The sequence below is a fragment of the Leminorella richardii genome (assembly GCF_900478135.1).
Taxonomy (GTDB): Bacteria; Pseudomonadota; Gammaproteobacteria; order Enterobacterales; family Enterobacteriaceae; genus Leminorella; species Leminorella richardii.
The window spans coordinates 981,302-1,003,297 of sequence record NZ_LS483470.1 but is presented as its reverse complement, the minus strand read 5'-3'; the positions used below and the strand labels follow the sequence as shown (position 1 = coordinate 1,003,297).

At 52.0% G+C, this 21,996-nt stretch carries 22 protein-coding genes, 1 riboswitch and 1 other annotated feature; of the genes, 8 read left to right on the top strand and 14 right to left on the bottom strand.

Annotation, left to right across the window (positions count from 1 at the left end):
* Window positions 1-122 precede the first annotated feature (122 nt).
* Both DQM29_RS04705 and upp read right to left on the bottom strand, forming a co-directional pair.
* Complete coding sequence (locus tag DQM29_RS04705) at window positions 123-1,022, bottom strand: endonuclease/exonuclease/phosphatase family protein (RefSeq protein WP_111739545.1); 900 nt, start codon at window positions 1,020-1,022, stop codon at window positions 123-125.
* A gap of 108 nt (window positions 1,023-1,130) precedes the next feature.
* The gene (gene upp / locus DQM29_RS04700; protein ID WP_111739544.1) at window positions 1,131-1,757 is read right to left on the bottom strand and encodes a uracil phosphoribosyltransferase; all 627 of its coding nucleotides are present in this window, start codon (window positions 1,755-1,757) and stop codon (window positions 1,131-1,133) included.
* 284 nt (window positions 1,758-2,041) lie between these two features.
* Between upp and purM the strand changes: the two genes are divergently transcribed.
* From purM to DQM29_RS04675, 5 genes are all read left to right on the top strand, one after another.
* Window positions 2,042-3,079 carry a phosphoribosylformylglycinamidine cyclo-ligase gene (gene purM, locus DQM29_RS04695; RefSeq protein ID WP_111739543.1) on the top strand — a complete coding sequence of 346 codons (1,038 nt, stop codon included), beginning with the start codon at window positions 2,042-2,044 and terminating at the stop codon, window positions 3,077-3,079.
* A complete protein-coding gene (gene purN, locus DQM29_RS04690) occupies window positions 3,079-3,714 on the top strand; it encodes a phosphoribosylglycinamide formyltransferase (protein ID WP_111739542.1) in 636 nt (211 codons plus the stop codon). Before purM ends, purN begins: the two co-directional genes overlap by 1 nt.
* Window positions 3,715-3,873: 159 nt before the next feature.
* Window positions 3,874-4,407, top strand: coding sequence for a spermidine N1-acetyltransferase (gene speG, locus DQM29_RS04685; protein WP_111739541.1), 534 nt, complete (start codon window positions 3,874-3,876; stop codon window positions 4,405-4,407).
* Window positions 4,408-4,551: 144 nt separating this feature from the next.
* The gene (locus DQM29_RS04680) at window positions 4,552-5,172 is read left to right on the top strand and encodes a TetR/AcrR family transcriptional regulator (RefSeq protein ID WP_111739540.1); all 621 of its coding nucleotides are present in this window, start codon (window positions 4,552-4,554) and stop codon (window positions 5,170-5,172) included.
* A complete protein-coding gene (locus DQM29_RS04675) occupies window positions 5,169-6,071 on the top strand; it encodes a hypothetical protein (protein WP_111739539.1) in 903 nt (300 codons plus the stop codon). Before DQM29_RS04680 ends, DQM29_RS04675 begins: the two co-directional genes overlap by 4 nt.
* A gap of 8 nt (window positions 6,072-6,079) precedes the next feature.
* Here the strand turns inward: DQM29_RS04675 and DQM29_RS04670 are convergent, their stop codons facing one another.
* Both DQM29_RS04670 and DQM29_RS04665 read right to left on the bottom strand, forming a co-directional pair.
* Window positions 6,080-6,283: a hypothetical protein gene (locus tag DQM29_RS04670; protein ID WP_111739538.1), complete on the bottom strand. Its 204-nt coding sequence runs from the start codon at window positions 6,281-6,283 to the stop codon at window positions 6,080-6,082.
* 89 nt (window positions 6,284-6,372) lie between these two features.
* Window positions 6,373-6,711, bottom strand: a complete 339-nt coding sequence (locus DQM29_RS04665; RefSeq protein ID WP_111739537.1) for a hypothetical protein — start codon at window positions 6,709-6,711, stop codon at window positions 6,373-6,375.
* A gap of 305 nt (window positions 6,712-7,016) precedes the next feature.
* On the opposite strand from DQM29_RS04665, the gene epd reads away from it, so the two are divergent.
* The gene (gene epd / locus DQM29_RS04660; RefSeq protein ID WP_111739536.1) at window positions 7,017-8,078 is read left to right on the top strand and encodes an erythrose-4-phosphate dehydrogenase; all 1,062 of its coding nucleotides are present in this window, start codon (window positions 7,017-7,019) and stop codon (window positions 8,076-8,078) included.
* A gap of 87 nt (window positions 8,079-8,165) precedes the next feature.
* Here the strand turns inward: epd and thiD are convergent, their stop codons facing one another.
* The 3 genes from thiD to DQM29_RS04645 all read right to left on the bottom strand — a co-directional run bounded on the left by thiD (window position 8,166) and on the right by DQM29_RS04645 (window position 10,693).
* A complete protein-coding gene (gene thiD / locus DQM29_RS04655; RefSeq protein ID WP_111739535.1) occupies window positions 8,166-8,963 on the bottom strand; it encodes a bifunctional hydroxymethylpyrimidine kinase/phosphomethylpyrimidine kinase in 798 nt (265 codons plus the stop codon).
* The gene (gene thiM, locus DQM29_RS04650) at window positions 8,960-9,772 is read right to left on the bottom strand and encodes a hydroxyethylthiazole kinase (RefSeq protein WP_111739534.1); all 813 of its coding nucleotides are present in this window, start codon (window positions 9,770-9,772) and stop codon (window positions 8,960-8,962) included. Before thiM ends, thiD begins: the two co-directional genes overlap by 4 nt.
* Window positions 9,773-9,804: 32 nt before the next feature.
* A riboswitch (TPP riboswitch) is annotated at window positions 9,805-9,903 on the bottom strand.
* A 181-nt stretch (window positions 9,904-10,084) separates the two neighbouring features.
* On the bottom strand, window positions 10,085-10,693 hold the full coding sequence (locus DQM29_RS04645) for a hypothetical protein (RefSeq protein WP_111739533.1): 609 nt from the start codon (window positions 10,691-10,693) through the stop codon (window positions 10,085-10,087).
* Window positions 10,694-11,335: 642 nt separating this feature from the next.
* Here DQM29_RS04645 and raiA point away from each other — a divergent pair.
* Together raiA and pheA are read left to right on the top strand one after the other, a co-directional pair.
* Window positions 11,336-11,674 (top strand): ribosome-associated translation inhibitor RaiA, encoded by a 339-nt coding sequence (raiA, locus tag DQM29_RS04640; RefSeq protein WP_111739532.1) that lies wholly within the window; start codon window positions 11,336-11,338, stop codon window positions 11,672-11,674.
* Between the two features lie 209 nt (window positions 11,675-11,883).
* Window positions 11,884-12,021, top strand: a sequence feature (Phe leader region).
* A gap of 142 nt (window positions 12,022-12,163) precedes the next feature.
* Window positions 12,164-13,342, top strand: a complete 1,179-nt coding sequence (gene pheA, locus DQM29_RS04635) for a bifunctional chorismate mutase/prephenate dehydratase (RefSeq protein ID WP_111739531.1) — start codon at window positions 12,164-12,166, stop codon at window positions 13,340-13,342.
* A 49-nt stretch (window positions 13,343-13,391) separates the two neighbouring features.
* Here pheA and DQM29_RS04630 read toward each other — a convergent pair whose 3' ends face one another.
* From DQM29_RS04630 to DQM29_RS04600, 7 genes are all read right to left on the bottom strand, one after another.
* Window positions 13,392-15,248, bottom strand: coding sequence for a sigma 54-interacting transcriptional regulator (locus tag DQM29_RS04630; protein ID WP_111739530.1), 1,857 nt, complete (start codon window positions 15,246-15,248; stop codon window positions 13,392-13,394).
* A gap of 194 nt (window positions 15,249-15,442) precedes the next feature.
* Window positions 15,443-16,606 (bottom strand): metallo-dependent hydrolase, encoded by a 1,164-nt coding sequence (locus DQM29_RS04625; RefSeq protein ID WP_111739529.1) that lies wholly within the window; start codon window positions 16,604-16,606, stop codon window positions 15,443-15,445.
* Window positions 16,607-16,622: 16 nt separating this feature from the next.
* The gene (locus tag DQM29_RS04620) at window positions 16,623-18,017 is read right to left on the bottom strand and encodes a DASS family sodium-coupled anion symporter (RefSeq protein ID WP_111739528.1); all 1,395 of its coding nucleotides are present in this window, start codon (window positions 18,015-18,017) and stop codon (window positions 16,623-16,625) included.
* Window positions 18,018-18,093: 76 nt separating this feature from the next.
* Window positions 18,094-18,792, bottom strand: a complete 699-nt coding sequence (locus tag DQM29_RS04615; protein WP_111739527.1) for an RraA family protein — start codon at window positions 18,790-18,792, stop codon at window positions 18,094-18,096.
* 11 nt (window positions 18,793-18,803) lie between these two features.
* Window positions 18,804-19,757 carry a hydroxyacid dehydrogenase gene (locus tag DQM29_RS04610; protein ID WP_111739526.1) on the bottom strand — a complete coding sequence of 318 codons (954 nt, stop codon included), beginning with the start codon at window positions 19,755-19,757 and terminating at the stop codon, window positions 18,804-18,806.
* 268 nt (window positions 19,758-20,025) lie between these two features.
* A complete protein-coding gene (locus DQM29_RS04605) occupies window positions 20,026-21,090 on the bottom strand; it encodes a radical SAM/SPASM domain-containing protein (RefSeq protein WP_111739525.1) in 1,065 nt (354 codons plus the stop codon).
* A gap of 2 nt (window positions 21,091-21,092) precedes the next feature.
* Window positions 21,093-21,989: a TIGR04222 domain-containing membrane protein gene (locus DQM29_RS04600; RefSeq protein WP_111739524.1), complete on the bottom strand. Its 897-nt coding sequence runs from the start codon at window positions 21,987-21,989 to the stop codon at window positions 21,093-21,095.
* Between the last annotated feature and the right edge of the window lie 7 nt (window positions 21,990-21,996).

The following is a 21,996-nucleotide window of genomic DNA, read 5'->3' as shown; positions in this document are numbered from 1 at the left end:
TATTGCCGATGGCCAATCGGCGGTTTGCCCGCATCTCGTGCGTCAGCCGAACTACAGAAGCTACAAAAACTACAGACATAAATATGGGCGATTATATCGCCCATATTCCGTGTCTCCATTGACTATTGCTCAATCATCCTGAGCTCTGCCACAATCGGCAGATGGTCGCTGACGGAAGGCCAGTTAACACCCGCCCATTCACCGCTTGTGTTCGGAATGGTGATGTTATCCAGATGCCAGCGCTGAGCGTTGCCGGTAAAAATATAGTCGACTTTTATTTCGGCGTTTTCCGCAGGCCAGCTGCGGCCGTCTTTATCCGCTGGCTGAGTGTCGTTCCAGTAGCGGTTAAGCTCTTGCCAAGTCACGCTGTTAGGAACGTCGTTCATGTCGCCAAACAGCAGTTTGATGCCGCGGATCTCGATCGTGCGATCGTTAAGCTCACGCACCTGATCCAGACGCATAGCCGGATCTTCTTTGGTGTCCAAATGCGCGTTCACCACGGTAATCGGCGCAGCAAAGTGCGGTACGTCAACCTTGGCAACGAAGGCGATGCGCTGTTCGCGCTGGCCGGAAGGCAGTGGATAGATCTCAGTATCTTTAATCGGATATTTCGACAGATAGGCTAGCCCGTACTCGCCGCCGTCAAAGTCAATCGCCCGACCAAACACGCCGTACATTCCCGTCAGCTTCATCAGCTCAGCCAGCTGATCGATCTTACCGCTGCGACCGGTTAGCTTGTCCACTTCCTGAAGCGCCACGATATCAACATCCATCGCCCTGATTGCAACGGCGATATCAGTCATTTTACTGACCTTGCCTGCGGCGATATTAAACGAAGCCACTTTCAGAACCGGCGCTTCTTTTTGCGAGAACGTCTTGTTAGTGATGCCGCCCAGCGCACTTGCCACTTCGCGGCTATTGACGTTGCTGTTAGCGTTGCTAACCGGCGCTTCCTTACTCCATACCGGAGCGGTAAGCGTGAGTGTCAGCGCGGCAGCCAACAGGCTGTGATATCGAGACATGCGAAACTCCTTATCCATTTGGTCAAAAGAGGCGCTTTAGTGCAACAGGCACAGCTAACGCGCCGCTATAAAACGAAGGCGATGCCGGAATAAGCCATCGCCGACAAATTATTTTGTACCGAAAATCTTGTCGCCCGCATCGCCGAGGCCAGGAATGATGTAGCCTTTATCATTCAGCCCCTGATCGATAGACGCGGTATACAGCTCAACGTCAGGATGCGCCGCTTCCAGTGCGGCAACGCCTTCCGGCGCGGCAACCAGTACCAGCACTTTAATCGTGTGGCATCCGGCTTTTTTCAGCAGGTCGATAGTGGCAATCATAGAGCCGCCGGTCGCCAGCATAGGGTCAACCACCAGTGCCATGCGCTCTTCAATATTGGAAACCAGCTTTTGGAAATAGGGTACTGGCTTAAGGGTTTCTTCGTCACGATAGACGCCGACCACGCTGATGCGCGCGCTCGGTACGTGCTCCAGCACGCCTTCCATCATGCCCAGGCCTGCCCGCAGGATAGGAACTACTGTAATCTTCTTGCCTTTGATCTGCTCGACTTCAACCGGGCCGTTCCAGCCGCTAATGGTCACTTTCTCAGTTTCTAAATCTGCAGTCGCTTCATAGGTCAGCAGGCTGCCAACTTCTGACGCCAGTTCACGAAAACGCTTGGTGCTGATGTCTTCTTCGCGCATCAGGCCCAGCTTGTGCTTAACTAACGGATGGCTAACTACTACGATCTTCATTCTTATATTCTCCCCTGCTGCAAATGGCACTCGTCGTTCTCAAAAAAATCGGCAAATTATACCCTATAACGGTTGCTAAAAGATCGACAAATGCATGATTAAGATCATAAACGGCTACGCCTTGTTCGAATAGTGAGAGACGGATCCGGTGTTTGCGCGCTAAAACGCACTCCGCTCGGTGAGGGTTTCTCAGGTCAAAATAGATGAGCAAACGATTGCTTCCCCTGATAGAATAGCGGCGGTTTGCGAATTTTACCTTTCGATACCTTCCAGGGGATCCCAAAGTGACTGAGAAAACGTCCTTAAGTTACAAAGACGCCGGTGTAGACATTGATGCCGGTAACGCACTGGTCGATCGCATTAAAGGCGCCGTAAAAGAAACCCGCCGCCCCGAAGTGATGGGCGGCCTTGGCGGATTCGGCGCGCTGTGCGCGCTGCCGCAAAAGTACCGCGAACCGGTGCTGGTTTCCGGCACTGACGGCGTGGGCACCAAGCTCCGTCTGGCGATGGATCTCAAGCGCCACGATACTATTGGCATCGATCTGGTGGCAATGTGTGTTAACGACCTGATTGTCCAAGGCGCTGAGCCGCTGTTTTTCCTCGACTACTTCGCTACGGGCAAACTGGATGTGGATACCGCAGCCCGAGTGATTACCGGCATTGCCGAAGGCTGTAAGCAGTCCGGCTGTGCGCTGGTCGGCGGTGAAACGGCTGAAATGCCAGGCATGTACCACGGGGAAGATTATGACGTTGCCGGTTTTTGCGTCGGCGTAGTTGAAAAGTCTGAAATTATCGACGGTAGCCGTGTCGGCGACGGCGATACGCTGATCGCTCTGGCCTCTAGCGGGCCGCACTCCAACGGCTATTCTCTGGTTCGTAAAATTATTGACGTCAGTGGAACCGACGTTCAAGCCGAAACGCTGGAAGGAAAGCCGCTGGCTGACCACCTGCTGGCGCCAACCCGTATCTATGTGAAGTCCATTTTGTCACTAATTGAACGCATTGACGTGAAAGCCATCGCCCACCTAACCGGCGGCGGCTTCTGGGAGAACATTCCTCGCGTTCTGCCTGCTGGAACACAGGCAGTGATTGATGAAAACAGCTGGCGCTGGCCTGCGGTTTTTGACTGGCTGGCACAGGCGGGCAACGTTGAGCGGCGTGAAATGTACCGCACCTTTAACTGCGGCGTCGGCATGATTATCGCACTGTCGCCAGAGCTGGCTGACGATGCCATCGCAGCCCTAGCGGCCTCCGGCGAAGTCGCTTGGAAAATTGGCCACATTCAGGCCTCCAACAGCGACGAGCGCGTGGTGATCCGCTGATGAAACGGATCGTCGTTCTCATTTCCGGCAGCGGTTCTAACCTTCAGGCGCTGATTGACGCCTGCGCGCGCAAAGAGATTAGCGGGAACATCTGTGCAGTATTTAGCAACGTTGCTGACGCCTACGGCCTGACTCGCGCCCAGCAAGCTGGGATCGCCACTCAGGTGGTTGAACCCCGTGCGTTTGCCGATCGCGCGGCCTACGACGCCGCGCTGGCAGACGCCGTTGACGCTTATCGCCCAGACCTCGTTGTTCTGGCAGGCTATATGCGCATTCTGACCCCAGAGTTTGTTAACCGCTACGCGGGTATCATGCTGAACATCCACCCTTCCCTACTGCCGAAGTACCCCGGTCTGCACACGCACCAAAGGGCTCTGGAAAACGGCGACCGCGAGCACGGCGTGACCGTTCACTTCGTCACCGAAGAGCTGGACGGCGGCCCTGTCGTTCTTCAGGCCGTGGTACCGATTATTGAGAACGATACGGAAGATACCCTCGCTAAGCGCGTGCAGGTAGAGGAACACCGCATCTATCCACTGGTGGTCAGCTGGTTTGTCGACGGGCGGCTCACCATGCGCGACGGCAGCGCCTGGATGGACGGAAAGCCGTTGTCGGCACAAGGCTTCCAAAGCTAAAACATCTCACTGCGATTTACCCTGCGGCCGGTTTCCCCGGCCGTTTTCTTATCCGCAACGCTTTTCCCGTCATAAAAACCCTACTAAGCTAGATTCATCAGGCGTTTTCATCACGCCCTGTTATTTTTTATTTAAAAACTACACTGATGGAGTGTTTTCATGTCAACCCGCCGCCCCACCGTTAAACTTCGCCCTCTTGAGCGCGAAGACCTCAGGTTCGTTCACCAGCTAGACAATAACGCCAGCATTATGCGCTACTGGTTCGAAGAGCCGTACGAAGCCTTCGTCGAGCTATCAGACCTGTACGATAAACACATTCACGACCAGAGCGAGCGTCGCTTTATTATTGAAGCGGCAGAGCAGCGCGTTGGGCTGGTTGAGCTGGTAGAAATTACCCACGTTCATCGCCGCGCAGAGTTTCAGATTATTATCGACCCAGAGTTTCAAGGGCAGGGGTACGCAGGCGCTGCCGCCCACTCCGCAATGGATTACGCCTTCTCCGTGCTTAACCTGTACAAGCTCTACCTGATCGTCGATCGGGAAAATGAAAAAGCCATTCATATCTATGCCAAGCTGGGATTCGACATTGAAGGCACGTTAAAGCACGAGTTCTTTATCAACGGAGAGTATCGTGATGCCATCCGTATGTGCATTTTCCAACATCAGTACCTAGCGAAATTTAAGGGGCACTAAGAGCAAAATATGTACTAGAGAGTACATAAAACAGCCAAAGCCTCTCTGATTTTTTCATTTAGTTTTTATCAATCAATGGATTAAGAGGAATTGCATAGAAAAGGGATAGCTGTTCTAATGGCATAGAATTTGCGAGGTATTTACATGCGCCCATCGACAAAGCTAAAACAGAAAAAAATTATTGAGGCCGCAAGCGATCTTTTTCTTGAGCAAGGATATACCCAAACCAATCTGGATCAGATCATTGAACGCTGCGGCGGATCCAAGCAGACCATTTACAGCTATTTTGGCGACAAGCGGGGTCTGCTCACCGCCGTTATCGGATTAAGCATTGAGCGCGTGGCGGCAATTTTCAACTTTCGCCACGACGACGACTCACCGCTGGAGCAGCAGCTGGTGCAGCTCGGCAACAATTTTTTGCATACTGTTCTGCAACCCTGCATGGTGCAGACGTTCCGCCTACTGGTTACCGAATCCTTCCATGACAAAGAGCTGGCCGAGTTCTTTATGAAAGAGGGACCGGGGCGCGTTTCCCGCTATCTGGAAGACTTTCTGGAAAGCTACATGAACAAAGGCAAGCTTGTTCATGCCGATCCCCGGATAGTCTGCGATCACCTGATAGTCCTTCTCAAAGGTAACCTTTTACAGGACGCCCAGTTCGGCCTTCCTCCTCCTTCCAAACAGGCCATTGACGAGCACGTGCGTCAGGCAGTTCGCTGCTTTCTTTATGGATATCAGCCCAGAACAGCGGAGGCCGAGGCGTGATCCGCATTCCCCTTACGCCGATATCCCATCACGCTCGAGGAAAGTTGGTCGGCTGTTCTTGGTGCGCTGACGGTCGTCTCGCCGTTCTGGAAGTTGAAACGCCGCCCGAGCGAATCAACGGTATGTTTACACCAACGGAAGTCGATAAGCGAAGCTGGTACGTCACGCTTTACGCACCGGGCTTGCCGCCTCAGGTTTTGCCTCCCATTGAGTCAAAAATCAACTTTCACTATGTACAGACGCTGAACGATGGGCAGATTTTGCTCGTCTGCGCCCGCTGCCACTATCGTAATGGTGAAGGAGAAAAGAACGCTGCAATTTATGACCTCAACGGCAGGCTGCTGCGTCGCTTTACCCTCGGTGATGGCATTCAGGACGTTATCGCAACAAAGCGCGACACTCTGTGGGTCAGCTACTTTGATGAAGGCGTTTTCGGCAACTACGGCTGGGCGCAGCCGATGGGTCAAAACGGGCTGGTAAACTATGACGCCAACGGCACCCCGCTCTGGCAGGCAGAAGAGTTTGATATCTGTGACTGCTACGCACTGAATGTAGAAAACGACCGCTCAGTCTGGTTTTACTACTACACCGACTTCGATCTTATTCACCTGGCAGGAGAAGCTACGACCCGCTATCGCGTTCCTATTGAAGGCGCAAGCTGCTTTGCGGTATGCCATCCCTATCTGGTGATGGACAACGGCTATTCCAAACACGGTAAATTTTCTCTGCTGCGCACCAGCGGCCAGCGCATGAAGAAGCTGGACGATCTGGTTTTTACAACCGCAGACGGTAAACGTCTGACTGATGCGTTCTACTGCATGCGTGGTCATCTCGTCGCCGCCTATACGGAGGGAAGTGTCTATGTCACTGAACTTTCGCCCACTCTTCTCGAAGGATAGCCAGTGAGCTACTGACAGACAGTTGGACCGCTGTCCGCCGAACCGTCGCGAGCGCCCTGCTCCCTCACCCGCTCCATTCGCCGATCTCGACGATACTCTCCCGACTCGGGATCGTATTTATAAATGGGGGAAGGTTCGCTGATATCACATCCGCCCTGATAGGTACCGCACCCTGCCAGCAGCAGCGCGGCAGCGTATAAAATCGGCTTCATACAGCATTTCCTTTGAAATTAATTTACAAAGGCAACTATATAATCCTTATATTTCAATTCAACCATTATTATTACATATGACTGATAAACTACATGCATCCGGCACAGCTGGTGCAGCGCCAGTCCGTGCGGTTAACCGCCTGGTAGAAATCTCGGACTAGCGACTCCTCAATAGGGATCTCGTGGTCAACAAAAACGTCCGCTAGCCATTCCAGATTGGCCAAAATCCAGTCATCTTCCTTCAGACCGTCGGCAAACAGCTCGTTGTCGGGATCCATAATGTCGTAAATGCCGTAAGTACCCATATCCTTGTCTCTCAGGGGTTCGGGCAGCGTTAACGGTGTTCCACTATAGGTAATTTGCCACTCTCCGTGGCACAACAGATTGCCGGAACGGCTCCATCGGGCGATAAAGGGGTTTGTATTCATGGCGTCTACTGCGTGTAAAAAGAAAAAATCGCGGGAATCGGTCAGCGCGCGCGGATTATAGCGCCAACGCCATCAGCGATGATTAGGTAAAGCACCCAAAACGCTTTGGAAAACGCACGTTCTGTTCATTTAGCGCTACGCCTCCGTCAATATTTCCGTCATCTTTCACTATCACGTTTTGCTATTAAACGCCTTTCGGAAGGCTTTTTCCCTCCCTCCATTGTGTTATTCTGCCCTTCCGACACGATCATTCGGGCTGCCTTTCTAATGACGCCAAGCGGCCCTGGCACTGGTAAGGAACAACAATGACCCTTCGAATCGCCATCAACGGCTTTGGCCGCATCGGCCGCAGCGTCTTACGGGCGCTTTATGAATCCGGTCGAAACAGAGATATTAGCGTCGTAGCCATCAACGAACTGGCCGATCCAAAAGGAATGGCGCACCTGTTGCAGTACGACTCGACCCACGGTCGCTTTGCTCGCCGCGTCAGACAGGAAGGAAAAATGCTGTGGGTTGACGATGACGCCATTCAGCTGTTTCACCAGCAGGAGATCGCTAACCTGCCGTGGAAATCCCTCAACGTTGACATCGTGTTAGACTGCAGCGGCGTGTTCGGTAGTCGGGCTGACGGCGAAGCCCACATCGCCGCTGGCGCTAAAAAAGTGCTGTTCTCTCATCCGGGAGGAAACGACCTCGATGCCACTATCGTCTACGGTGTAAACCACACTACCCTGCGATCAGAGCACCGCATCGTTTCTAATGCGTCCTGCACCACTAACTGTATTATTCCGGTCATCAAGCTGTTGGACGACGCTTTTGAAATTCGGTCGGGGACGGTTACCACTATTCACGCTGCCATGAACGACCAGCCGGTGATTGACGCCTATCACAAAGACCTGCGCCGCACTCGCGCCGCCGGGCAGTCAATTATCCCAGTAGATACCAAGCTGGCGGCAGGTATTACCCGCATTTTTCCCAAGTTCTGCGATCGCTTTGAAGCCATTTCAGTACGGGTGCCGACCGTCAACGTCACCGCCATAGACCTCAGCGTTACGCTGGAAGTGCCGGTTAACGTCAGCGACGTCAACAACCTGCTGGAGCACGCCGCCAACAGCGCGCTAAGCGGCATCGTTGACTACACCGAGCTGCCGCTGGTGTCCACGGACTTTAATCACGATCCCCACAGCGCCATTGTCGACGGAACCCAGACCCGCGTCAGCGGTCAGCACCTGGTTAAGATGCTGGTCTGGTGCGATAACGAATGGGGCTTTGCCAATCGCATGTTGGACACGACCTGGGCCATGCACAACAGCGATCTGGCGACTTCTCAGCGCGCTCAGGTGGAAGAAAACGTCTCTCAGGCCTAAAGAGCGTACTGACGATACAAATACCGATAATAAAATACCGATAAAAAAAGAAGGGGCGCCTTATGCGCCCCTGACTGCTTATGATCTTTACCACCAGCGGTGAAAGTGGTGCACTGGGCCAATCCCGTGGCCAACTTCCAGCGTATCTGCAGCTTTAAGGGCAGCCTGCAAATAGGCTTTTGCCGCTTCAACCGTCTGAGACCAGCTTTCGTGACGCGGACGCAGCGCCGCCAGCGCTGCCGACAGAGTACAGCCGGTACCGTGGGTATTCTTAGTCACTATACGCTGCGCAGTAAACCGCGTGCTGCCTTCTGCCGTTATCAGCCAGTCAGGGCTTTCCGACTCGCTTAAATGCCCGCCCTTCATCAAAACGGCGCGGCATCCCATTGCCAGCAGCGCTTCCCCCTGAGTCAGCATCTCCTGTTCGCTTGTCGCTACCTTACATTCCAGCAGCGCCGCAGCCTCGGGCAGGTTTGGCGTGATCAGAGAGACAATCGGCAACAGCCGCTGGCGAATCGCCTCCACGGCTTCGGGCGCCAGCAGCGGATCGCCGCTCTTGGCCACCATAACTGTATCCAGCACTACGTGGGGAATAGTGTAGCGCTCTAGAGCATCAGCAACGGTATGCACGATGTCAGACTCTGCCAGCATGCCAATCTTGGCGGAGTCGATTCTCACGTCACTCAATACTGAATCCAGCTGAGCGGAAACAAACGACGGTTCAATGCGATAGACCGACTGCACCCCCATCGTATTCTGCGCCACCAGAGCGGTCATCACGCTCGTGCCATAGGCGCCCAGCGCAGAAAAGGTTTTAAGGTCGGCCTGTATCCCCGCGCCGCCGCTAGGGTCAGTACCAGCAATCGTCAGTGCATTAATTCTCATACCGTCATCTCCTGTAGACGCTTCGGTTCTAACTGATAAAGTAAATCCAAAAATCGCGGCACAAAGCTGCCCGGGCCACCAACTTCAGCCGCCGCCATGCCGCCACACGCGGCCATCACCATGCATGCGGAGGCTACCTGTTCAAGGCGCTCGCCGTCTTTTTGGGCAATAAATGCCGCCACCGCAGCCGACAGCGCACAGCCGGTGCCGACCACTTTCGTCATCAAAGGGGAACCGTAGGGAAGCGCATAAGTGAGACGGCCGTCGGTGACATAGTCAACATCGCCGGTGACGGCCACAACCGCACCGGTTTGCTGCGCCAGAGACAGCGCTGAAGACAGAGCGTCCAAAGACACATCAGCACTGTCTACACCCCGTCCGCTAGTCGTCTTTCCCGCCAGCGCAATAATTTCCGACGCGTTACCGCGAATTGCCGCAGGCCCCTGTTCCAGCAGGGTGCGACAAAATTCAGTGCGATAGCTCAACCCGCCAACGGCAACGGGGTCAAGCACCCAGGGAACGCCAGCCTGATTGGCGGCCACCACGGCCAGCGATATTGCCTTACGCTGCTCGTCATGCAAAGTACCGACGTTCACCAACAGGGCATCGGCTATCGCGCTAAATTCAGCGACTTCCTGCCTGGCAACCACCATCGCAGGAGAGCCGCCCAGCGCCAGCAGCACGTTAGCCGTGAAGCTTTGAACCACTTGGTTGGTCAGACAGTGTATAAGCGGTGTACGTTCTCGAAGGCGCGCAAGCGCATCGGCGGCAATCGCGCCGGAAAGCGGTATGGGATGAGTCTGTGTCATAAAGCTCCCAACCGGCGTGAAGAAGGCTGCCCGTTGGAACGCGGCGACTTCCCTACGCTGGCATAATCCAGATCAGGTAATACGGGTAATATCTCAGCCCGCGCGTTAGCGGGGCACCCCGAGTCATGTTGATTGAGTTTTTTTACTTTTTACAATTTACTTTTTACAAGGTTAGGGGAAGTGATTTGCTGTTGCAAGTCTGTCCTTCCCGTTATCCCCTTGGGTATCTACTCGCTAGGCCACACATCCACTGCGGAAGCGGTCAGCTCAAGGCGTGCATTTTGCCTATTGATGTTACATCGATAAAACAGGTTAATTAATAGAACCTTTTGTCACTACCAGGTTTTTAATATCTTCTTTCGATAACGGTATGTTGAATTCCTGCATGGCTTTTTGGCAAGTATCTGAAAGCAGGATATCGCTAATATGGCTAGCTTCATTCTTTTTATAATTTATGCTTTTATCTAAACATGAAAAAGTGATTCTGGGCGTATTCTTATTAATGAGATATATCCGCACCTCACCGCTATTCGTTCTTTTTATTTCAAATAGCTCTATGCTGTTTTTAACACCTTTTGCATCTTTAACTAGATAGGGAACGTTAGCAATGTAGTTTTTATCCAAATTATCCCCTAATAAATCATCGTCGATGCCTTTACTGTCTTCTAAAGATAGCGTGTTAATTGATACATCTTCTGCGTTATCATAGTCATTCAGCGCAGCGCTTTGGTACTTGGCTGATTGACTTCCCTCTTCCCATTCACATGCAATCCCTACGCTTTTATTCGTCGTTGGAAACGTCTCTGGTTTAGCTATTTTTGATTGGGTCTGTGCGTCAATACACGCTATTTCAGCAAAAGAAAAAGTACTGTTTAGAGCCAAAAATAACAACAACAACGCCTGAGTAACTATTTTCTTCATTTTTATTCCCTATGAAAACGATTTTCCAAAAGCTAATATTTTAAAAAATATAGATATTTTCATATTATTTAAAAATGCACTGTATGGCAATTTATTTTAAATACCTACCACACAATAGTCTTTGACAGCACGAGATAACTCGAGATAAATAGTCACGCCGAGTGCCGCGACTCGCGCTTCTGTTCATATACTGCTCAGTTCGGTAGAAAGGGTTTGTGATAGTCAGCCTGTTGAAGAGCAAACGGCGCCTCCGTCTAAAACCTCATCAAGTCGATAGTCTCTCTCACATACCTCATTTCAACCCTCGCGTTTTTGAGCGGTGAATCAAGCGATGATGACTGGAAAAATTCATACCTGAGGTCGGCCTTCGAGACGGCAGGCCAGCGTGAAAAAACATAATTGATTAAAAAAGGAAGGGTTGCTGCTCTTTTGTACAGAATTGTAAGTCCAACACAATGAATAATATTGCTTGAGCTATACTGAATATACAAGCGAAGAGTCATAAATCATTACGGTTATCACACTTCTGCCATCTTTGTTTCAGGGTGAGGAAAAAATTGATCCTGATCACATAATAGTTTGGCCGGAACGGTATTCTAAAATTGAATCTGACGGCAGTTGACTGACAAAGAGGTAAGTTATATGACAGTAAATATCACCAGCAAACAAATGGATATTACCCCGGCAATTCGCACTCACGTCGAAGACCGTCTTAAAAAGCTGGAGAAATGGCAGGTTCAGTTAATTAATCCACACATCGTTCTCTCTAAAGAACCCAAAGTGTTCGTTGCCGACGCGACGATAACTACGCCGAACGGCCCGCTAGTCGCCAGCGCCAAGCACGAAGATATGTATGCGGCGATCAATGAACTGCTGCTGAAGCTGGAGCGTCAGCTCAACAAAGTGCAGCACAAGGGTGAAGCGCGCCGCGCTGACGGCAGTGTGAAAGAAGCAAATCTGCAACAGCTGCAAGAAGATTGATTTCAGTTTCTGTTTTTTGATATTGCGCGCCCTGCGGGGCGCGTTTTTTATTGGTTCGGCACTATTTTTCTACATCACCGCCGCGAACAGGCGCCACAAAATACCCTCTCTGCGCCCTTTTCTCTTCCACTTAAACAATATCGGTTGACAGAGCGGAAAGCCCGCGGTTAAGTTAGGGGTGATTTTTTACTTCAGGATATGTTTCATATTATGCGTTTAGTGCCGTTTTTCTTCGCTTTCTTTTTTAGCCACCCCTGACAGGGAGGCGTTTCGTCCGTAGCTCCAAGGCGAGCAGAAAGAAAGCGAAGACGAACACGAAAGCCTCCCTAAAGGGGGGCTTTTTTATTGAATGCTTTATACCCGTCATACTTCAAGTTGCCTGTGCGTTGGCTGCGCAAGCGCTGTTCAAAACGCCATCGGCGTTTTGTCATGCAACTCGAATTATTTAGGGTATATACCAAATAACAAAAAAACAGGTGACACAACGTTATGAGCGAAAATCCGCTGCTTGGACTCAGAGAACGCATTACCGCGCTCGACCTGCAACTGCTGGAACTGCTGGCGCAGCGCCGCAGTCTGGCGCTGGACGTGGCCAAAACCAAACAGGCATCCCATAAGCCAATCCGCGATAAAGAGCGCGAACGCGCCCTGCTAAATCGGCTGATTGAAGAAGGGAAAAAGCATCACCTCGATGGTCACTACATCACCCGCGTGTTTCAGCTGATCATTGAAGACTCCGTTCTGACCCAGCAGGCGCTGCTTCAACAGTTTATCAATCAGGACAAGCTCAGCACCGCCAGAATCGCCTTTCTTGGCCCTAAAGGGTCTTACTCACACTTGGCCGCGCGTCAGTACGCTGCGCGCCACTTTGACGGACTCGTGGAGTGCGGCTGTAGTCGTTTCGACGATGTCTTCAAGCTCGTTGAAACAGGTCAGGCAGACTACGGTGTACTGCCGATTGAGAACACCAGCTCAGGCTCGATCAACGAAGTCTATGATCTTCTCCAGTCCACTAGCCTGTTTATCGTCGGCGAACTGACTAACCCTATTAATCACTGCCTGCTCAGCGCCGTCGAGACATCGCTAGATCGGGTCACAACGCTCTACAGCCATCCGCAGCCGTTCCAGCAGTGCACTCAGTACCTCAGCGGATTCCCTGAGTGGAAAATCGAGTACTGCGAAAGCACCTCTGCGGCGATGGAAAAAGTCGCCAGCCTGAAGTCACCGCACGCGGTCGCCGTGGGCAGTGAACCGGGCGGTGCGCTGTATCAGCTTCAGGTTCTGGAACATATTCAGGCTAACCAGAAAGAGAACATCACCCGCTTTATCGTCGTGGCGCGCAAACCGATTGAAGTGGCTGCGCAAATACCGGCAAAAACCACCCTGATTATGGCGACAGGGCAGCAGTCCGGCGCGCTGGTAGAGGCCCTTCTGGTGCTGCGTAAGCACAATATTGTGATGACTAAGCTGGAGTCACGGCCGATTAACGGCAATCCTTGGGAAGAGATGTTTTATATCGACACTCAGGCCAACCTGAATGCCATCGAGATGCAAAATGCTCTGGAAGACCTGCGCCCTATCACTCGGTCAGTCAAGGTGTTGGGGTGCTTCCCGAGCGAAAACGTCGTGCCCGTGTCGCTAAAAGACTCACCACAAGAAGACAAATAACAGCGAAAATCGACAAAAAGGCGCCGAACTCGGCGCTTTTTTGTTTCAGTTAGAGCGACTTGATTTTTCTCCACAGCGTCGACGGGCTAATGCCCAGTATGGCCGAAGCTTTAATCCTGTCCCCTTCGGTGATCGTCATCACTTCTTTAATCAGCCGCTCCTCACTTTTTCTCAGCAGATCGCTTTCCCCCGCCAGAAGAGGCGTAGCTTGAACCTTTGCGCCCGCAGCGTTGCCGTAGCGACACAGGGTGTCCCGATCTATGGTCTCACTGGGCGATAAAACCAGCAGCCGATAGACAATAGCCTGAAGCTCGCGAACGTTCCCCGACCAGTCATTCTCTGTGAGGTAGCCAACGGCATCGTCGGTAAAGGTAAACGAACGCCCGTGCTGAACCAGCAACGCATTGACGATCTCAATAATGTCACCGCGCCGCTGTGAAAGATTAGGCAGTTCAAGGCTAAGCACATTAACCCGATAGTAGAGGTCTTCACGAAACTCTTTACGCTGCACCAGCGCCAGCAGATCCTTGTTGCTTGCCGTAATCAGCCGAAAATCGGTCTCAATGAGGGCTTCACCACCCAGACGAGTAAACGACTTTTCCTGCAAGACGCGCAGCAGCTTAATTTGTACAGAAAGTGGAGCCTCACTGATTTCATCAATAAACACTGTACCGTTGCGGGCCAGCTCAAAGATGCCCACCTTTCCCCCTTTGCGCGTACCGGTAAAGGCCCCGTCTACATAGCCAAAAAGTTCACTCTCCAGAATGCTTTCCGGCAGCGCCGCGCAGTTTACGGCGATAAAGGGTTCACCGCGCCGTTCGCTTTCGCTGTGTATACTCTGGGCGAACAGCTCTTTACCGGTGCCCGTTTCGCCATAAACGTGCACCGGAAAATCGAATTTGGCATAGGTTTTTGCCAGACCGATAGCCTGCTGCAACGGTTCTGATGAGCCTACGATGTCGCTAAAGCGGTACTTGGCCTGAAAGCTTTTTGACGCCAGGCGGGCTCCGGCTTTCCCCCCAAGAGACAGGACGCCGTCGATCGCATACCCGGTAAGTACCGAATAAAAGCTCGAGCGGTTCTTGATGTGCCTGACGTTGATAATGACTGTTTCACCGCCAATCTCAAACGGGCGATCTTTTAGCTCAACCTCATTGATAATGCCGTTGTACATCGACTCAAAGTGAGGCTTTCGAAAAATATTATCTCCGGTATTACATCGAAACAGGTCTATTCCTTTAGCATTGATGCGAATAACTTCCCCTGACTCATCAATACACATAATGCCTTCGCGGGTTTGGTTCAGCGCCGCGTTAGAAATCAGCAGCTTTTCGTTTTCCTGCCGGATATATTTTAAAAAGCTGAAGGCTTCGTTCAGCGCCTGATCGATGGAGATATTGTCGGTATCCCCCATCACAACGCCCATGCCGTACTTCTTCGCCTTTTCCGCGACGGTAAGCCCGCCGATGACCAGCTGATAGTTCTCTTCAGACAGCTGCCTGATGACATTCTCAATGTCGGCGTGGTTATACACCTGACAGATCTTAAATTCTTCGTTCGTCAGGCTCTGGTAGTGCTTAAGCATGTTACAGAACTGGGGAAAGCCGACCGCCGCAATCTTATGCGACTTCTCCCGCGCTTCCTGAATCGTTCTGTAGATACCATAGAAATTGTGCGATATCTCAACGACGGGAATATTGACGTTATTCCTCAGCAGCTCTGCCGTGCCGCCCCGGCTAATAATGATTTTTGTCCCGTTTCGAATAAGCTCATTCGCCTTGTCGAGCACGTCGAAATAGCTCAGCTCATACACCGGTATCTGCAACTTTCTTTCAGCCAACAGCGTAGAAATGCGCTGAGTGATTCTCAGCGATACCGAAAATATGACAATTTCATTTTTGCCCATGGGTAACACGCACGCTCATTGCTGATTTCAGTTAAAGAGATACTACCATTAAAGAGATACTACCATCTCAGCGGCCTTCGCTAAGGAGCGAGAGTGAAAAGTGTGATACTGCATTTCGCCCAAAGCGATTGGCCAAGAAGGGAAAATAGGAAAGAGACGCCGCGAATTGCGTCGCGGCGTCATCTAAAGCCCTATCAGAAGTGGTATCTTCGATAAACTATCTGACCGTTGCACACCGTGGCGCAGTTATCGAAATACGCCTCTCCGGTCATGGACTCTCCGCGGGTATCTTCAAACGTCACCGCTTCGCTGCGCAGTTTTACAATGGCAATATCGGCGTTTGCGCCCGGCGCCAGCGTTCCAATCTCACCCGCCATTCGCATCAGCCGAGCAGGCGTTTGCGTTACCGCTCGAACGATATCCATTAGGGGCATTCCCATGGCGTAATACTTAGACATCACAAACGGCAGGCTGTAAACCCTGTTGGTTCTCAGGCTGTTTTTAGTCGTCAGATCGGTACTGATCACATCAGGCATAAACCCTTCCGCCAGCGCAGCGCGAGCGACGCTAAAGTCAAAGTGCGCCACGCCGTTGGAGCAGTCAAAAATCACTCCCCGCGCCTTCGCCTCTTTTACAGAGTCAAAGAGGCGACCCGATGGGTTCAGGATCGTGTTGCCGGTACCGTGGAAACAGTGGGCATAAACGTCCCCTTCTCTGAAGTGGTGAACCAGCTCGTCGGCTCCCATAAGAGAGTCAGTGACGTGTACACACAGCGGCACCTTTAGCGATTTCGCCAGCGCCAGCGTTGAATGGAACGGGTCGGCGCTGTAGTTCTTATCTTTAGCGATATCTCTGCTATAGCGCAGCTTAAGCCCCAGCAGGTTATCACCGTAGCGCTCAAAGGTGGCTTTGATTCTTTCGGCGTTATAGTTGGCGGGATTGGTGTTTTCCAGATAGCCGGTCGGACCGCCGCCCAGCGTCGCTAACCCTACGTTAACGACGTTGAGGTAGCTTTTTATTTTGACGGTCGACGGCGTGATAACCCCGTTATAGAAAGACGGATAGTTCGCCCAGCCGCTGCTGCCCGCATCCACTACACTAGTCACCCCGTTAGGCAGACACACAACGTCTGGATTAACGCTAATAGCACTACCGCCGTGAAAAACGTGGGCGTGAAAGTCAATCAACCCCGGCAGCACCAGTGCGCCATTCGCATCAATCGTCGTTTCGGCGTCGAACTCGCCCAGAGCCGTCAAGTCAACAATCCTGTCGCCGACAACGCCTACGCTGCGCTCAACAAAAGCGCCGCTCTCAACGTCTGCCACGCGGCCATTTTTAATTAAAAGATCCAGTTTCATACACAGCCTCCGCGAATCAAATACCGATCATCTTCCAGTACGGTATGCCGATAAGGAAATACACCAGCACGTTGATAATCACCATGATGGTACCCAGCAGCCAGAAGGTCTTTTGCGGCACGTATCCGCTAGAAAAGGTGAACACTCCTGCGCCGTTGCCGTAGTGGGTGAGCAGCGCGCCGTAACCCGCAGAGAATGCCAACGAAAGCGCCACGTACATCGGATGTGCCTGCGTGGTCATACCCAGCGTAAACAGCACTGGATAGAACGACACCACGAACGCGCTGTTAGAGACAAAGAAGTAGCGCACCGCCAGACTGATAAACACCAGTACGCCCAGGGCGCTAAATTCACTCAGCTGAGAAAGATCGAGATAGTTTTTAATCAGCTCGACCAGATAAACATAGAAGCCGCCTTTGGAAAGGGCTACCGCCGCGCCGTAGAACGCGCCGTACCACACGAAGGTCTGCCAGGCGCTCTTTTCGCTCACCACGTCGTTCCAGCTCAGCACTTTGAACAGCAGTAAACAGGCCAAAAACGCCAGTCCGACGGGAATAAAGGCAATGCCCGTCAGCGAACCGGTCATCCATCCCAGAACGCCCAGCGCAAAGAACACCATCAGCAGCTTTTCTTCCCGCTTAATCGGTCCAAGCTCTGACAGCCCCTGATTGGCGATTTCCGCCACGTTATCGATCTTTTTCAGCTCTGGAGCGTAAAGCTTGTACAGGATAAGCGGCGCTGTCAGCAGGATAATTCCGGCAGGAACGATAGCGGCTTTAAACCAGACCATCCACTCAAGGTTGACGCCCATGATTTCGTTGGCGAGAGAAACGGTAATCGAGTTGGTCGCCATACCGGTCAAAAACAGCGATGAGGTTCCCATCGACACCACATACATCAGGATGGTCAGATATGCGCCAATCCTGCGACTGCCCGATTCAGGCGTTGAACCCAGCGCTTCGGCAATATTGCGAAAAATAGGGTAAGTAATGCCGCCTGAGCGAGACATATTAGAACCGGTTGCTGGCGCCAGAACAGTGTCAGTGACCATCATCAGATAGCCTAGGGTCAGCGTATTTTTGCCGTATTTCCTCAGCAGCAAATAGGCAATTCGCTTGCCCAGCCCGGTAATCACAAACGCCTTACAGATAATAAAGGCGCTGATGATAAACCACACCATCGGGCTGCCAAATCCGGCAAAAAGTAAATTAGGGGAAATAAAGACCGAGGCAATGCCGAGAATGATCAGCATAATCACCGCATCGGTAAACGGCCGCAAAACCAGCCCACACAGCATCGCCAAATAAATGCCGACCATGTGCCACGTCTGGGGAGAAACGCCTTCAGGATTAGGGATAATCCAAAAAAGCAGGGGAAATAAAATAATCGGTAAGAGTTTTAAATAAAACATTGTTGTGACCTTTTTTAGACAGCCATGCCCTGCCCTGCGGCTCGCATGGCTGATTATTATTTATTAGAATTTATTTTTAACGATATACGTCGTCGATAAATTCCACACCCTTCTCAACTAACGACTTATTGACCCAGGCACGGTTGGCCTTACCGCTTTTCGCCGCTTCGACTTTAGAGGCGTCAAACTTGGAGTATTCCGTTGCCGCTTCAAGCAGACCCGCCGCATCATTCAAAGGAACAACGATAACGCCGTCAGCATCGCCAACGATGAGATCCCCAGGGCAAACGGCAACGCCGCCTACGGCAATCGGCGTATTCACCTCGCCCGGGCCTTCTTTAAACGGACCTGCCGGATTAGAGCCAGTGGCATAGATGGGAAAATCCATTTGAGAAAGCGCATCGATGTCTCTAATCGGGCCGTCCAGCACGATACCGGCGATCTTCTTATCGTAGTGTGCATAGGCCACCATGATTTCCCCCATCAGCGCTCGGGAGCGGTCACCTTCGTTTGACACAACGATCACATCGTTTTCGCCCGCCATGTCCAATGCGGCGTGCAGCATCAGGTTGTCACCGGCTCTGGCCTTCACGGTAATTGCATAGCCTGCCATCACGGGCGCCTTTGGCGATGAAATCAGCCTGATGCCGTTACCCAGCACCGCAATACGATTCATTTTGTCCGCAATGTTCGCCGCGGGCAGCGTTCTGTAACCGTTAAGTAGCGCAACGTCAAAGTCAGGGCGCTGGGTAAAGATTCGATTTCCAATAGTCATTTTTATTCTCCTCAGAATCCAGGAACCGGCCAAGACGGCTTTTTACCTGACAGCACTTCGTCAACGCCAATAGCAGAGTGCAGGGAAGCCCTGTCCGTTGCCTCTTTCGTCGCTGCGCCAATATGGGGAGCGATAATAATGTTGCTCAGGCCGAGCAGAGGGTGTGCCGGATTAAACGGCTCTTCTTTCAGAACGTCTACGCCAGCACCGGCAATCACGCCGCTCTGGAGAGCGTGATAGAGCGCATTTTCATCAACGATTTTGCCGCGCGCAGTGTTAATCAGGTAGGCAGTTGGCTTCATCATGGCGAGCTGCTTTTCACCGATAAAATCAAAGGTCTCTTTGGTTGCCGGGCAGTGCAGCGACACAAAGTCACTCTCTTTAAAGATGCGATCGAAGTCGTCAGTCAGCTCTACGCCTTCAGGAACCTGTTCTTTGGTTTTGTACGGATCGTAAGCGATGACCTTCATGTTAAAACCGTGAAGAGCCTTCAGCGCCACACGGGAGCCAATGTTACCCACGCCGATAAGCCCCAGAGTTTTACCGTCTAGCTCTACCTTTGGCGTACGCAGCTTGGCGAAGTAATAGTCCTCCAGCATCTTTTGCTGAACCAGCTTGAAGTTGCGGGAGCAGTGAAGCATGTAAAAGATAGCCAGTTCAGCCACTGACATGCTGTTTGCTATTGGAGCATTGAGGACAGTCACGCCGTGGCGCTTGGCGGAATCCAAGTCAACGGTGTCATAGCCTGCTCCGTGGCGCGCAACGACCTTCAGCTTTTTCGCCGCGTCAAATACGCGGTCGGACATTTTGGAAAGGCGAACGATAATGCCGTCACAGTCGGGAATGTCGCGGATAATATCCTCTTCTTCCATACCCGAGCCGTCGATAAGCTGATAGCCGCGGCTTTCCAGATACTCTCTTCCTTCCTGCATGATTTCCTGCGGAAGCAGAATTTTAAAGGTCATTCACTTTCTCCTTAGTAGGTTTGTTAGTCTCTGCACCTCCTTAATTGCATTCGCCGTGCCAAACCGCTAAAACCGGAAGAAATAAAAAATATCCATTTGATATATAAATATTTTATTTTTTCATTTTTATTGAAGCCACTTTTACTTAGTGACTGGTATCACGTTTCATAGTGTTAAAAATCAACTTTTCATATCAAAATGAAAACCGTAAATTTCAAAATGACAAAAAGGAAATCAGAGAGAGGGAAAAGAGAGAAATGCTCAGCTTTTAGACTGACCCGCTCCCTTTCCCTCTGTTCACTAAAGGGCAACCGGGGTCGGCGCTGAAAGGATTTCCGGTCTGTGCCCAGGCTAGGCAGCGCAGGCCGCCTCGGCACTGGTTTTTGAAAAGGCACTGACTGCATGCGGAAGGATGGCGAAACGCCCGCAGCTGCTGAAGGAAAGGCGAATTTTGATAAATGTCGTCCAGATCGCTTTGATAAAGGTTACCCACAGAAACGGGCATTCTGCGACAGGGGAGCACTTCACCGTCCGGCATAATAGTCAAAAGCCGTTCCCCGGCTAGGCAGCGGTAGGGCTCGCCCGCACTCCATAAAAACTGCAGCGCTCGCTTCATAGCGACTTCCGTTTTCGGCGGCGAATGAAGCCTCTGCACGATACGTCGGATAAACGTGGGCTGCTCGCGCTGACGCTTGATGCGCTGCATATCGGCAAACAGCGCCTGAGTCTCTGCAATGCCCAGTGCATCGGGCTGGCTCTGCTTGCAGGGGATCATACGGTCTACCCACAGCCTGTCGATACCGATACGCTGCGCGGCTTTCTCCACCTCAGCAAACTCTTGCGCATTGCGCCGATGAGCGGTAAACGACCACAGTACGCGAACGCCCTGCGCCTTTAACTGACGGCTGGCGGCTAATACCCGGTCAAAGTTACCCTCTCCGCGAATGGCGTCGTGGGTACTTTGCCCACCGTCAACGCTTAACTGCACAAAGGTGGGATTTACCCGGCGCAGTGCGGCAATTCTTCGCTCGTTGAGCAGCGTACCGTTGGTCAGAACTGCCAGATTGGGAGGTTCAGGGCGATCGACCAGATAGTCGAGCAGCTCGATAAAGTTAGGGTGAGCAAAAGGCTCACCGCCCGTCAGCGTTATCAGCAAGGGAGCGGGAGCCAGACGCTGATGGAAGGACAGTATGCGATCCGCCGTCTGGCGAAGCTCAGCAAAGTTATTTTTGGCGCCTGTATAAGAAGCCTGATAGCAGTGCTGGCAGCGCAGGTTGCAGGCGTGAGTAATATGCCATTGAACGGTCATTCGCGCTGGCTGAAAGTGGATCACGGCTAGTCACCACCCCCGCAACCGCCGCAGCCACTGCCGCCTCCGTCGCCACCACTTCCGCTATCTCCACCGCTGTCGGATGAAGAGGGAGATCCATCGCCACCCGAACCTGCGCTACCGCTATTCACATGTCGGGCATATGACGTCATAAAGAAAGAATCAATCGACACGGTGCCGACCAACACCAAATATAGCCACGCCTGAGCTCCCTCTCGGTTAGAGAGATGACTAAGCTGGGTAAGATAATAGTCGAGCAGCGCACGGCCCTTCGGTGAGTTGACGATTCGGTCTCGAGGCTTAAAGCGCAGGTAATAAGCAATAGCGAGAATCGGGGCGCTAATAGCAAGAAACAGAACATTGCTGTGTCCGGTCATTAGCGCCACCCAAATCTTATAGACCGCCAGCGCAAAAATGAGTAACCCGCCTCCCAGTGCGATTCTAAACTGAGTGCGCAGCTGCCGCTCAGACAGAATCAGCCCCTCTTCTCTGGCCTGTTGTTCATATTCATTAGATATCCTGTCGATCAGGCCGTTAACGGTAAACGCGTACTTGGCCTTGCTAAAATGCGCCAGCAGCCGTCGTTCGCTGTCCTCCAGCTCGCTATCAGAAGTTTTCGCTGCTCGGTAATAGTCCAGCTTTTTACCTTTTTCCAGATAGCCCCTTTGCAACAGCACTCCCATGCCCTGCAGCAGTACGCCATCTTTTCTGTGCATAAGCCAGGCAATGAAGCAGGGGGATATATTGGCGTTTGGCAACAGCGTTTCTTTAGGCAAACGAGGCCAATTTTTCAACAACGCTTTGGTCAGCTGCCATAGGGCAATGACCAACACGTAGTAAACAACGAGGAAGAGTGGCCCATACATTGAAATGAAAGGGTTTGAAGTAAAGCTCCATGCCATGAGTTCA